A 13,527-nucleotide genomic window follows, 5' to 3' on the forward strand; every position below is an offset into this window, starting at 1 on the left:
TATACTTTTTTAGAATTATAAGGATCATCACAAAAAATTAGGTATGACATTTATTGAAACGTATACTATGTATATAAGTCGGAACGGAAATCAACCCCACGTTATGGTGATGAGCCAATTATAAGTAAAGGAATAATACTTTTCTCGAAGATACAATGTCTTCAATGCAAATTTGAGCATACAAAAACTGCACCTCGAATTGTTAGCTTATGTGCAACAATTCAAGGTGCAGTACGATAATTACTGCTGATCCTTTACAACGATTTGCTTATTTAAAAATGGATGCTCGAATTCCAATTGAATAGCATGGAGCTCATAATCATCACTTGCCGTTTCTCTTGCTCCATACATTGTATCTCCAATAATCGGATGACCGATATGTGCTAAATGTACGCGAATTTGATGTGTTCTTCCTGTTTCAAGAATTAGATGGACAACACAAGAGTTTTTATAGCGAGCTACAACTTCATAGTGTGTAACTGCATGCTGTCCAGTTTTTGAAACGACACGTCTTGTTGCATGATGTCGGTCTTTTCCGATTGCTTCAGAAATCGTGCCGGATGAAGAGCGTAAATTCCCTTGCACCTCTGCAGCGTATGTTCGAATAATGGATTTTTCCTCAATCATACGGTCAAAGATTGACTTTGCTAAAGGATGCTTTGCTACAAGTAACAAACCTTGTGTCCCTTTATCTAAACGATGGACATGCTCCGCATAAGTGCCACCTTGCTCTTTAATATGAGCCATAACATGATTCATACAAGTGTGGGTATCACGTTCATCATTTGGATGTGTCGACATGCCTTTTGGTTTAGAAACGATCAAACAATGGTCATCCTCATAGACGACATCAATTGCACAAACTGGTGTCGGTTGATAATTGGATGTCGGAATCGGGAATGTGAATTTTATGATTGTTCCTACTTGTAGTGGATCATTCCACTGAATAGGCTCTCCGTCCATTGTTGTAATAGCCTTCGCCATTCTCAGTTCATGGACAAGCTTTTTACCAAGTCGCCAATGATTGCGTAATAGTTCCTCGACTGTCAAATTATTCGTATTTATTTCATAGTGAAACATAAATCTTCCTCCGTAGAAAAGACCGTATTCCGAATGTAGAACACGGTCTCATAATTAATTTGCTGTTTTAGCAGCCTTCATTACATAGAAGCTTGCCCCTGCAATTAAAATAAATGCAGTTAGCGCTAAAAATGGGATTGTGATAAAACCTAACCAGTTAATATATTGACCAGTACATGAAACAAGACCACAAGATGGTGCAGTATCAGCTAAAAAACTAAGCTTTTGAATACCATAATGGTAAAGTGATATACTGCCCCCCATAATGGCAAAAACAGCAGTTGTTACAGCAATACGTGCATTTTTTTGAATAAAGGCAATAGTCGTCATAATAACAATTGGATACATGAAAATTCGTTGGTACCAACACATTTTACAAGGTTCATAATGACGGATTTCAGAAAAGTATAATGAACCCAATGTTGCAACGACAGAGACAATCCAAATAAGTAATAAGCCGTTCTCTTCTTTTTTAGACATATAAATTCTCTCCTTAGTATAACCATGTACTTGTTCGATTATAGTTGTTCTAGTTTTATATGTAAATTAACTTACCCAAAATAAGGTATACTCTTATAAAAAATTTCAGTCAAAAGTATGAATGGCTGAGGCAGACGTTCCAGACTTTGAAATGTTATCATTAAAATTAGTAATGCCAAAGAAGAGGTGTTTTTGTGAGGGAGAACGATCATTCCAATATTGGTATTTTAAAAGAGATTGCAGAGTTATTAAACGAAGAAACTGAAATTGTGTCGATGTTAAAAGGAGCACTTGTGAAATTTTTAAATGGCACAAATTTTGAAACAGGCTGGATTTTTTTTATTGATGAAAAAGGACGGTCAGAGCTTATGGTTCATGTCAATTTACCAGAGGCACTGGAGTATAAAAATTGCCATTATTTAAAAAAGGGAGGCTGTTGGTGTGTTTCTCGCTATCGTAATGAGGAATTAAAAAAAGCCTCAAATATTATTGAATGTCAACGTATTGAAAGTGCAATTGCAGCAAATGTTGGCGATCACGAAGGCATTACACACCATGCAACAGTGCCACTTCAATCTGGACAAGAGCGTTTTGGTGTCTTAAATGTTGCATCGAAGGATACCGTGCGTTTTTCAGAGGAAGAGCTAGCATTACTTGAATCGGTTGCATTTCAGATGGGATCAGCTATTAAGCGTATTTTACTGACAAAGCAGGAGCAAGAAATGGCACTTGTGAAGGAGCGCAATCGTCTAGCCCGAGATTTACATGATTCCGTGAATCAGCTACTTTTTTCTGTTACATTAACGGCGAGAGCTGGTATTGAAATGACAAACGATTGTGATGTGAAAGAAACATTCAAGGAGATTCAGCACTTAACACAGGATGCCTTAACAGAAATGCGTGCTCTCATTTGGCAGCTCCGTCCAAAAGGATTAGAGAATGGTTTACTTGAAGCGATAAAAGTGTATGCTGAAATGCTTGGCTTGAAGCTTCATGTAACGGTCTCAGGTGTACTGCAATTCCCATCACGTATCGAAGAAACATTATTTCGGGTAGCCCAAGAAGCACTTAATAATGTTCGTCGTCATGCTGGTGTGCTAGAGGCTGCACTTTATATTACGGTCACTTCTACAGATATTTTACTTGTTATTCGTGATGAGGGACGAGGCTTCGTCATCGATAATAACACTAAGCTACTTTCGATAGGCTTGCAATCCATAAAGGATCGTGCAAAATCAGTTGGTGGCAAAGCTGATTGGGTTAGTGAAATTGGCAAAGGAACAGAGCTATTAATCCGCTTGCCATATTAGGGGGGAAGAGTATGATACGTGTTTTAATTGCAGATGATCATCATGTAGTGCGTCGTGGATTATTATTTTTCTTAAAAACACAGAAAGATATTGAAGTTGTTGGAGAAGCGAAAAATGGATTAGAGGCAGTAGCTTTAGCAGAAAGTATACAGCCAGATATTATACTTATGGACTTGGTCATGCCTGAGATGGATGGGATTCAGGCAACAAAGCGCATTAAAGCAAAGTTTCCGCAAATAGAAATTCTAATGCTGACAAGCTTTTCAGACCGTGATCATGTGGTGCCAGCTATGGAGGCAGGGGCTGCAGGCTATCAGTTGAAAGATATTGAACCTGATGAGTTGGTATTATCCATTCGCCGTATTATGCGAGGCGAAAATACATTACATCCAGAAGCGACAACGACTTTGGAAATGGACCGTCAAGAATCAAAAAATGCACCTCATGTTTTAAACCCTCTAACACCTCGTGAACAGGATGTACTTGCAGAGCTTACAAAAGGGAAAAGTAATCGAGAAATTGCGTCCTCTTTATTCGTTACAGAAAAAACAGTGAAGACTCATATTTCTAATATTTTCACGAAGCTACAAGTGCAGGATCGTACGCAGGCGGCTCTTTATGCAGTGAAGCACGGACTGACAGAGGGTAGTGGTGTATAAAGGTTAATTGATTTCACATCGGACGTCCCCAGGAGTAGGAACGAAAATCAACCCCAAGTTATGATGATGAGACTGGATTATTAAAAAACGACGAGTTCCTATGAACTCGTCGTTTTTTAATGAATGAAACCTTTATTTATTTTTGAATAAAAAATTTGTTTGAAATATCAATTAATGTAGAGCTTGGCGAAATCGATAGGTCATCTTTTAGCTTCTGTTCATAAGCGAGAAATACTTTGTATGCTTGTTCATGAAATCCCGTATTTATTAAAATGTGTAAATAGTGCTCAAGTTTTTGTTCATTATATGGATCAAACTCTAATAGTCTATTTAAAAAATTTAATGCCTTATCAATATCCGTTAGTAATGTTGCTTGAAAACCTTTTTCTAATAAATCTATGTATGATTTCGTCAGCTTATCTTTATAGGCAGTAGCCCACTCATAATCATCATAAATGAGTAGTCCATTTTTATAAATTGAGAGACTTTGATTGATCAAAGAAATTGGTGGGAATTCTAACTTCGTGAAATCCTCATAATATCTATGAAAGTCATATAAATCACAAAGGATGTTCGGTTTTTCGAAGATATAGTATTTGTTTGAAAAAATAATACAGTTTGCATAACCTATATTATTTAAGGTTTTTCTTAAATAAGAAAGTGCGGTATGAAGATTCGATTTTGCTCGTACATAGTCTAAATCAGGCCATAGAATTTCAATTAAATAATCACGATGAATAGGAATGTTTGGATGTAATATGAAATATACAAATAACTCCTTTGTTTTCTCGGTTTTGAAGGCAACTAAGCTGTTGTTGCTATATGCGGCAAATTGATTAAAGCATTGTACGTTTAACATAGTTTTCGAAGCTTTTTTAATCATTTGCTGAATGGAATATTCATGCTCGATACGAGAAACAGTTTTTTCTAAGCGAGCATGACTAATTGGTTTAAGTACGTAGTCAAGACCACCAATTTCATATGCTTGTAAAGCAAATTCTTTATATGAAGTTATAAAAATAACACTAACATGTGGACGATCAGTTTTGATAATATCAGCTAATTCAAGCCCAGTCAGTTCATTCAGCTTTGCCTCTAAAAAAATGACGTCAAATTCTATTATTGGAAGCTCATTTAAAAATACTTCTACACTTGTAAAAGTTTGAATTACCTGTATTTGCTGAAATGCTTGTAGTTTACTTTGAAAATAGTGTAAAGCTAAAGGTTCATTGTCTATTAAAACGGCTCGAATCACGTCAAAATCTCCTTTTTACAATTAAATTGAAAACCATTAAACTCTAGTTTGTTGTCTTTGAAAATGCTTTTCGAATATAGGGTGGGCACTAAAAAGTAAATTCCACATAAAATTAAAAATTTGACACCAAAATTTAGCACTTTGTATTCCATTTTCCATAAGTTAGTGTCGGATCTCCTCATACGCTATCTCTTCGTACAGGATTTATCTGTTTAGCTTTTTCCCGATGATGGCTCGTGCTCTGTGCTAAACCTTTTTACATAGAAATTAGGACTTCCACAAATAGTTACTATAAAGTTTATCTACTTCATAGTTTTCAGTGTCCTTATATAGAGGATAGAAGTTTTATATGTTGTGATAAGAGAATTGAAATAATTAAGCGTTTATTGTTAAAAACAACGTAGTTAAAGTAGAGATTATAAGTACCTAAGTTGTTTTTTCTTATATTGTAAAAATAGTATAATGAATGTAATAATTTGTTAGGCGCTATTATAGTACATTTGACTTAAATAAAACTCAAAAAGTACTTAAAAAATACTTAAAGTAGATAGGGAATTAGTAAGTAAAACGACGTAATTAGTAAAGGAGTACAAATATGAAATTAGAGCGTCTTTTAACGATGACAATGATTTTAATAAATCGTAAAAAGGTGACAGCCCAAGAGCTTGCCGATTTATTTAATGTGTCAGTTCGTACTATTTATCGAGATATTGAAACATTGAGCTGTGCTGGGGTTCCTGTTATTAGCCAGCAGGGGGTTAATGGTGGGATTAGTTTAATTGAGGGCTATCGTGTGGATAAGCAGGTGTTGACGAAGGAAGAGCTTACATCACTTTCTATTGCCATTAAAAGTGCACTAACAACGTACGAGGATGCACATGCTGAAGCAGTACTAGAAAAATTAACAGGTGTTGCGGATGAAAAAGTTAAACAATCTATCGATCAACTATTTATTGACCTTAGTCCTTGGGGGCCAAATGTTATTTTTAAAGAACAGATTACGTTATTAAAAAATGCGATTGAACACGAGCATTGTATAAGCTTTACGTATTCTACTACACATGGTCGTATAACAAGACGATTATTAGAGCCACACACTTTAGTACAAAAGGGAAAAGTTTGGTATGTTTATGGCTATTGCACATTGAGAGAAGATTTTCGCTTATTTAAAATTTCAAGAATGAAGGGTATAAAAGAAGAGAAAACGACATTCCAGCGCAAAGAAGTCAACTTATCTGAACTCCCATGGGATAAAGAGTGGCATCGCCCTCAAAATATAGTAAACCTTACGTTATCTTTCGATTCTACAATAACGACATTAGTAGAAGAATCATTTGGCGCTGATCATGTAGATATTGAGAGTTCAACTATTAAAATTTCTTTGCCTGAGGATGAATGGCTATATGGCTTTCTTCTTAGCTTTGGTCATCGCCTAAAAGTTTTAGAACCACCTCATATAAGTGAGATTGTGCTAAAACGAGCACAGGAAATTGTTGAGTTGTATAAAGAACTTTAATTGATGACATACAGATGTCAAGTTTCCTTTGTTATAGTCAAAACAAATAGAACGAAGGGTGGATTTAATAATGCAAAGTTATTGTCAAAGCTGTAGAATGCCATTAGTGGATGAGGCATTACTTGGTACAGAAAAAGAAGGACACAAAAGTCAGGATTATTGCACATATTGTTATGAATTAGGAGAGTTCAAGCAGCCAAATCTAACAGTTCAAGAAATGATTGAAATTTGTGTACCGCACTTAAAGGAAGATGGTATGGCGGAAGAGGAAGCACGCCAAATGATGACGTCTTTTTTACCAAGCTTAAAGAGATGGAGAAAACATGAAATAAAAGAACCAATTTTGATGAATAAAGAATCTTTTCAAATCGTAGGAATCTCAGCACGAACGAGCAATGCGAATGAAATTACTGCTCAAGCAAAAATCCCACAATTATGGTCGGATTTTTATCAGCAAGATGTTGTAGGACAAGTAGCTAATGCAATAAATCAAGTAACGTATGGTCTGTATTCTGATTACGAAACGGATGTTAATGGAGAGTATTCAATTACACTTGGGGTGGAAGTAGTAGCTGCCGACGAAATTCCTGAAGGTATGGTCATAAAAACAGTGCCAGCTGCAAAATATTTAGTTTTTACTTCTGACAAAGGTCCATTTGAAGAAGTTGTCGTAAAAGCTTGGCAAGATGTCTGGGCCTGGTTCACAAGCTCAGATGTAGAGAGAACATACACAGGTGACTTTGAAATGTACGATGAACGATGTGCCAACCCGCAAGAAGCTCAAGTCGATATTTATATTGCCATCAAATAATTAAACAAATTAAGCTTCCTATCTATGATTGATAGGAGGCTTGTTTGGGCTCATCACCACAAGTTGTGGATGACATTTGCGTTCATTTATTTTATTTTTAAATCGCTTCAATCGAAAATCATTATATTTCTGGTTTACAGAAAAAACAAGTCTCTTACCAATCAATCGGTAGGAGACTTGTCGTCATTTGCTGGAGGAATTATTGCTATTTCTGGCTCAATATGCACGAGTACCTGACAGAAGGAATTTTCATGAGTAATGGTTTTTTCAATCTCCTCTGTGATTCGGTGACTTTCAAAGACATTTAAGTAAGGATCGACGGTCACTGTTACGTCTATAAAATGCATATTGCCATGAGCACGGCCCTTAAAGTCTATGAGCTCGATCACTCCGTTAACATTGCGAATTAAGACGGATAATGTTTCGACCTCTTCAACATCAAAGGCATCTGTGAGGCTTTGAACTGCTTCCCAAAAGATTTCTACAGCTGTTTTAATAATAAGAAGTGCGACGAGAAGAGCTGTTATTGCATCGATAATGGGGAAGCCAAAAATAGCTCCAAAAATCCCGATCGCTGTACCGATACTGACAAGAGCATCTGAGCGATTATCATAGGCTGCAGCCTTAATAGCAGCGCTTTTTATTTTTTTTGATAGTGTTAAATTATAGCGATAAACGATATACATCACTACTGCACTGCCGATTGCCACATAGGCTGTTAATAATGATGGTGCTGCGCCAGTTGGCTCCCATAGACTTTTTATCGAATTGATGAGTACTTGTAAGCCAACAATTAGCATAATAAATGATGCAACAAGTGAAGCAATGGTTTCAGCACGTAAATGTCCGTATTGATGATTAGAGTCAGGAGGTATTTGGGCAATCCGTAATCCAACTAATACTGCAATGGAAGCAATAATATCAGTAGTATTGTTAAGTCCATCTGCTTTTAGTGCTTCCGATGTTCCGATATAGCCAATCGTTAGTTTTATTGAGCTCAGTATTAAATAAGTACCAATGGATAACCATGCACCTTTTTCCCCTTGACGTAAATTTGTATAGAGCTCCATTTTGTTTCCTCCTAGCAAAACTTTCGGGCATTATAAAACGACCCCCTTCTCGTGTAAGGGAGTCGTTTTTGCGTATATATTAATTTTTTTCAGTAGAAGCTCTTGCCATTATAGGTTGTGAGCAAAATACTGTTTTTATCGTCTGAATCATACAAGCGTGATCTTAATCGTACCACGGCAAATACGATAAGGCAATTTATCCTTCTTTCATTGCTTGTCCAAATATCTGCTGAAATAGTGCATGTACAAAGCCGAATTCAGACGCAATGCAGTTATGCCGAAGCATAATTGATTTTTAGTCATTTACTTCATCGTTATCATTTGATAAATCACGTTCAGGTAATTTCAGAACTTCTAAGTATAAAATATGGTGACCATCTAATTCTTTTGCGATAAATTCATAACCTTGTTCTTCAATACTGTCTCCTTCGACCGCATCAAAGCGCTTCGTCATAAACCAACCACCGATTGTATCAATATCATCATCTTCTATGTCAGTACCTAGCATATCATTAACACTTTCAACTAGCATCTTCGCATCTAAAATAAAGTGATCTTCTGCAATTTCCTGAACCTCTGGAATTTCATCTTCATCGAATTCATCTTGAATTTCGCCGACAATTTCCTCAATAATATCCTCAATCGTAACTAGACCAGATGTTCCGCCATATTCATCCATTAAAATGGCCATATGAATACGTTCACGCTGTATTTTTAGTAACAAGTCGTTAATTTGCGTTGTTTCCATTACGCGAATAATTGGCTGCATATAGTCAATCACTAGCTTATCGCCATTTGCTGGGTCTTTAATGTAAGCAGTTAATAAGTGTTTCATATTGACTAAGCCGATAATATGGTCTTTGTCACCATCGATAATTGGGTAACGGGTATATTGCTCAACGCCCATTAAATCGAAAACTTCTCTAATCGTTAGTTCTTTTTCAATACCGACGATTTCAGTACGTGGGACCATGATTTCTTTTGCAAGACGATCAGAGAACTCAAAAATACTGTTCACATATTCATATTCTGAAGTATTAATTTCTCCACCTTTTAAACTATCCGACAAAATCATACGTAACTCTTCTTCGGTATGGGCTACATCTGATTCTGACATCATTTTCAAGCCGAAAAGACCAGTTAAGCCACGTGCAGATCCGTTCAACAGCTTAATGATTGGATACGTAATGTTGTGGAAAAAAATTAATGGGCCCGACAAGTTTAATGTTACAAATTCTGCTTTTTGGATGGCAAGTGTTTTTGGCGCCAATTCCCCTATAACAACATGCATAAAAGTAACAATTGAGAATGCAAGTATGAATGAAAGGACAGTAGTAAAATTCTCACTCAAATTTAGAAATTCAAACACTGGATTCAAGATAATCTTAAATGTAGGCTCACCAAGCCAACCTAGACCTAAGGCAGTGATCGTAATACCTAACTGACATGCAGATAAGTATTCATCTAAATCTGAAATAACACGTTTTGCATTTTTTGCTTTTTTATTTCCTTCTGCAAGCAATTGATCAATGCGTGTAGATCTTACTTTAACAATTGCAAATTCGGTTGCAACGAAAAATCCTGTCATTATTATTAGTAGGGCAAATGCCGCCAACCTTATGGTTATTTCCATTATGTCTCCGTCCAAATAATTCCTTTGTCCCCGCCCGAATGAGGGAGGTAAACAAAGTGTACACCTCCTATGATTTAAAAAAATTGTTGAATGGTTTAATCATAAAATATTTACAAGCAAAACACAAATATTGACAACAATTTTTTTAACTTATTTCAGCGGGTGTCCAAACATCCGCTGAAATAGAGGAACTCAGTCTAAGAACGCCACGTCCTGTGGCAACGACTGAGTGACCAACATCTTGCCGCTGCCGCTACGCTTTCGCGCAAAAAACATCTGTTGCTGCCGCTACGTTAGTACTGCGCTTTCGCACAAAAAACATCTGCTGCTGACGCTTCGCTTTCGCGAAAAAAACATTTGTTGCTGCCGCTACGTTAGCACTGCGCTTTCGCACAAAAAACATCTGCAGGCCTAAGAACAAAGCCGATTCCGGACGCAATTATGCCGAGGCATAATTGATTTGATTTTCACACCGTAAATTGAAGAAATTAAATAATTTCAAACACCAAAAGATTGAAAATAAAAATTTGTTATGCTAACTTTAAATGTAGCAAAGAAGATAGTTTGTTTAGAGAAAGAAGCATTTACATCTCATATAAAACGACACGTCAAAAATCTCAAGAGCTATACTTGCGGATTTTTTTAAATGAATTATTTTAATAGCACAAAAAAGGAGCCGTCTCATTCATATGAGACGGCTCCTTCTACTTTAATTATTTATTGTTGTTGAAAACGTAATTTCAAGCACGCTTTTTCCACATCGTGTAGCGCTTCTTTGAACGGTATTTCACCTGAGTAAAGTGAAATTGTAACAGGTGCTTTTTCTGTTATACCTTGCTGTGTAAAAATATAATTTTTGCCCTTATACGTTAAATACATATTTTTTACAGATCTTTTTCCGAAAGTACTAGTAGATGAATTGAAAAATCCTTTTAATTGACTGCAGTATTCATTGTAGAAATCGCTTTTAAAGCCAGAAAGAGCCTCGAATTTTTTACTATCAATAGCTTCAGCCTCATTCGCTAACTCAAAAATTTCAGCCGAAAATTCGGAAAAAACTTCTTTTACTTTTGCACGAATTAATGCTTTTGAATTATAACTGTTTAAGTCATCAGAAAGAGTGACTTTACTCATTGAAATAGCCTCCTGCATAAAAAAACCTTAATACTTAATAACATAAATGTATAAGAAAAATAAGGGAATTTCAATATACATAAACAATTTTAAGCTAATAGCAGTGCTGAAATTAGTAAAAAATAGGTGTTTTTATGCAATGTTAGCACAGAAAAATACTACTTTTATCTTTATTCAGAAAATGTTTTGTGGCGACAGCAGTAATTTTTTCTGTAGCGAAAGCAAGGCGACAGCTACAATTACGCTGAGGTGAAATTGATCAATCGTAAACATGGTACAACATTAGCTCGTGAATCATTTTTTTTACATCCTCTTCGTTTGGAGGGATAGGTCCATTCCATTGTATAACGCCATCTTTTAAGTACTCCGCTGAATAACGTTCACGTTGATAAAAGAACGAAATAGACCAACCTGGAAGCTGAGAATTTTCAAATAAAGGCTTAAAGCTAAAATGCTGAATCATAACCAAACCCCATTTCTTATATATGTAGTTAATATTATTCAAGGATAGTGGTAATTTTGCAACTCCAAATATCATTCCTATCGTAATGAGATGAAGAAGGATTTTTTGTTGATATTTTGCTTATACTACTCGAATCCCGCATTAAAGCGCGTAGCCCTTAGCGGAAATTAGTATTTTTAAATTAATAAAGATGGATAAAAATAGTTAATCTAATAGAGGATATTTCTTTCGTAGAAAATCATTGCTCTGCTATAATTAGTGCAGCAGGCGACAAAATACGCCAATAGTGAATACAATTGAAATGAGAGGATACTAATGGATAATTTTCTAGTGACATTAATATTTATGGCCGTTATCGGTGCTGCAATCGGTGGTGTAACGAATCACCTAGCTATTAAAATGCTTTTCCGACCACATGAAGCTATATATATTAAAAATTGGCGCGTGCCATTCACACCAGGTCTTATTCCGAAACGACGTGACGAATTAGCAAAGCAACTTGGGCTAACGGTTGTGAATTATTTATTAACACCTGAAACTTTTAGAAAGAAATTTTTCTCAAAGGATATTCAGGAAAAGGTAGAACAGTTTGTACAAGCAAAGGTAGAAGAAACGGTTTTTACAAATGATAAAACAATTCAGGATTGGCTATCATTAGCTGGATTCTCCAATATGCCAGCAACAATTGAACAGAAGGTAGACGCAATTGTTGAGGGACAATTTGAGTCAGTTAAGAATACACTATCAACGAAATCAATTCGTACACTATTATCAGCAGATATTCAAAATACTATTGATGCAAAGATTCCAGTAGCGGTAGATCATATTTTAGAAAAAGGTGAGGATTATTTTTTATCACCTGAAGGAGAACTGACAATTAAGGCGATGATTGATGACTTCTTATCGTCAAAAGGATCACTTGGTGGAATGATTAATATGTTTTTAGGTGATTCTTCGTCGCTCATGACAAAGGTTCAGCGTGAGCTAATAAAATTTTTACAGAAACCAGGAACATCAGCATTATTAACGAAAATTTTTACTCAGGAATTGGAGAAATTAAAAGATCGCCCAGCAATGGATTTCTTACAGGATATTCGTTTTGAACAAATATTATCGAGATTGCAAACTTACGTAAAAGAACAATTAGCAGTTGAAGAGCGCTTAAATTATCCCATTTCACATTACTGGCCAGAAGGTAATTCATGGATGAAGGAAACAGTGATTCCACAAGCCATTGAAAAAGCTTTTGTAAAAGCTGAAGAGAAATTAGAAGATGTGTTGAAACGCTTAAATTTACAAGAAATAGTACGTGAGCAGGTTGATTCTTTCCCTGTAGAGAAATTAGAGGAACTTGTACTAGGTATTTCTAAGCGTGAGTTTAAAATGATTACAGTACTTGGTGCAGTTCTTGGTGGATTGATTGGGATTGTGCAAGGGTTAATAGTTTACTTTATTTAAAAAGGAGAATTATGTTTATGATTAATATTTACAATGAAATTAATACGTTAGAGGCAACTTTTCGTAAAACACCTGAATTTGAAGCGTTAAATAAAGCTGTGACAGTGGTTAAGGAAGATGAAGAAGCATTAAATCTATTCAAAAATTTCCGTAAGGTTCAAATTGACTTACAGAAAAAGCAATTAAATGGCGAAGATATATTGGAAGATGAGCTTGTATACGCACAAAAAGCGGCACAGCTTGCACAGCAAAATGCAAAAATTTCTGCAATGCTTGAGGCAGAAATGAATGTAAGTAAGATAATTGAAGAAGTAAACCGCATTTTAATAAAACCTATTCAAGCATTGTATGAAGAATTTTAACAGCGAAGAAGAGCATCCAAGCAGCGGAAAAGCATAATCTAGCGGCGAAGTTCAGCACCCAAGCGGCGGAAAAGCATGATTTAGCGGCGAAGTTCAGCATCCAAGCAGCAGAACAACAGGTTCTAGCGTTGCAAACGAGAGTCCCGAAAAAGCAGATGCTATCATCGAGCTGATCAAACCGCATTCTTAGGCATAAAAATACTAATAGTTGCACATATAACAAGTAAGAAGAAAAACGTGTTTCCGCAAGCCGGAGCACGTTTTCAATTTATGGCTCAATATCTATTGGAGGTTAT

Annotated in this window: 14 protein-coding genes; 6 read left to right on the plus strand and 8 right to left on the minus strand. The window is 35.9% G+C overall.

All coding sequences use genetic code 11. The features are described from left to right. Positions 1 to 240: 240 nt before the first annotated feature. Together ABH968_RS18540 and ABH968_RS18545 are read right to left on the minus strand one after the other, a co-directional pair. Entirely contained in the window at positions 241 to 1,080 is an 840-nt protein-coding gene (locus ABH968_RS18540) for an RluA family pseudouridine synthase (protein WP_370046311.1), read from the minus strand. Between the two features lie 54 nt (positions 1,081 to 1,134). Further along, a complete protein-coding gene (locus ABH968_RS18545; protein ID WP_370046313.1) occupies positions 1,135 to 1,560 on the minus strand; it encodes a disulfide oxidoreductase in 426 nt (141 codons plus the stop codon). Between the two features lie 194 nt (positions 1,561 to 1,754). Here ABH968_RS18545 and ABH968_RS18550 point away from each other — a divergent pair, with 194 nt between their 5' ends. After that, positions 1,755 to 2,870 (plus strand): GAF domain-containing sensor histidine kinase, encoded by a 1,116-nt coding sequence (locus tag ABH968_RS18550; protein WP_370046315.1) that lies wholly within the window; start codon positions 1,755 to 1,757, stop codon positions 2,868 to 2,870. A gap of 11 nt (positions 2,871 to 2,881) precedes the next feature. Further along, positions 2,882 to 3,529: a response regulator gene (locus ABH968_RS18555; protein WP_132364071.1), complete on the plus strand. Its 648-nt coding sequence runs from the start codon at positions 2,882 to 2,884 to the stop codon at positions 3,527 to 3,529. 136 nt (positions 3,530 to 3,665) lie between these two features. On the opposite strand, the gene ABH968_RS18560 is transcribed toward ABH968_RS18555, so the two are convergent. Next, positions 3,666 to 4,784: a response regulator gene (locus tag ABH968_RS18560; RefSeq protein ID WP_370046316.1), complete on the minus strand. Its 1,119-nt coding sequence runs from the start codon at positions 4,782 to 4,784 to the stop codon at positions 3,666 to 3,668. A gap of 595 nt (positions 4,785 to 5,379) precedes the next feature. Between ABH968_RS18560 and ABH968_RS18565 the strand changes: the two genes are divergently transcribed. Beyond that, positions 5,380 to 6,300 carry a helix-turn-helix transcriptional regulator gene (locus ABH968_RS18565; RefSeq protein ID WP_370046318.1) on the plus strand — a complete coding sequence of 307 codons (921 nt, stop codon included), beginning with the start codon at positions 5,380 to 5,382 and terminating at the stop codon, positions 6,298 to 6,300. Positions 6,301 to 6,370: 70 nt separating this feature from the next. Then, complete coding sequence (locus tag ABH968_RS18570) at positions 6,371 to 7,111, plus strand: effector binding domain-containing protein (protein ID WP_370046320.1); 741 nt, start codon at positions 6,371 to 6,373, stop codon at positions 7,109 to 7,111. Between the two features lie 161 nt (positions 7,112 to 7,272). On the opposite strand, the gene ABH968_RS18575 is transcribed toward ABH968_RS18570, so the two are convergent. The 5 genes from ABH968_RS18575 to ABH968_RS18595 form a co-directional block, all read right to left on the minus strand. Further along, the gene (locus tag ABH968_RS18575; protein WP_370046322.1) at positions 7,273 to 8,181 is read right to left on the minus strand and encodes a cation diffusion facilitator family transporter; all 909 of its coding nucleotides are present in this window, start codon (positions 8,179 to 8,181) and stop codon (positions 7,273 to 7,275) included. Between the two features lie 295 nt (positions 8,182 to 8,476). Beyond that, positions 8,477 to 9,814: a hemolysin family protein gene (locus tag ABH968_RS18580; RefSeq protein WP_370046323.1), complete on the minus strand. Its 1,338-nt coding sequence runs from the start codon at positions 9,812 to 9,814 to the stop codon at positions 8,477 to 8,479. A 253-nt stretch (positions 9,815 to 10,067) separates the two neighbouring features. Next, positions 10,068 to 10,208: a hypothetical protein gene (locus tag ABH968_RS18585; RefSeq protein WP_370046325.1), complete on the minus strand. Its 141-nt coding sequence runs from the start codon at positions 10,206 to 10,208 to the stop codon at positions 10,068 to 10,070. Between the two features lie 323 nt (positions 10,209 to 10,531). Next, positions 10,532 to 10,948: a hypothetical protein gene (locus tag ABH968_RS18590; protein WP_370046327.1), complete on the minus strand. Its 417-nt coding sequence runs from the start codon at positions 10,946 to 10,948 to the stop codon at positions 10,532 to 10,534. 259 nt (positions 10,949 to 11,207) lie between these two features. Continuing rightward, the gene (locus ABH968_RS18595) at positions 11,208 to 11,411 is read right to left on the minus strand and encodes a YheE family protein (protein WP_370046329.1); all 204 of its coding nucleotides are present in this window, start codon (positions 11,409 to 11,411) and stop codon (positions 11,208 to 11,210) included. A 315-nt stretch (positions 11,412 to 11,726) separates the two neighbouring features. Here ABH968_RS18595 and ABH968_RS18600 point away from each other — a divergent pair, with 315 nt between their 5' ends. Continuing rightward, positions 11,727 to 12,869: a DUF445 domain-containing protein gene (locus ABH968_RS18600; RefSeq protein ID WP_370046331.1), complete on the plus strand. Its 1,143-nt coding sequence runs from the start codon at positions 11,727 to 11,729 to the stop codon at positions 12,867 to 12,869. Positions 12,870 to 12,886: 17 nt separating this feature from the next. After that, positions 12,887 to 13,231, plus strand: a complete 345-nt coding sequence (locus ABH968_RS18605; RefSeq protein WP_370046333.1) for a YlbF family regulator — start codon at positions 12,887 to 12,889, stop codon at positions 13,229 to 13,231. Positions 13,232 to 13,527: the final 296 nt, after the last annotated feature.

It is taken from the genome of Lysinibacillus sp. RC79 (assembly GCF_041262405.1).
Classification (GTDB): Bacteria; Bacillota; Bacilli; order Bacillales_A; family Planococcaceae; genus Lysinibacillus.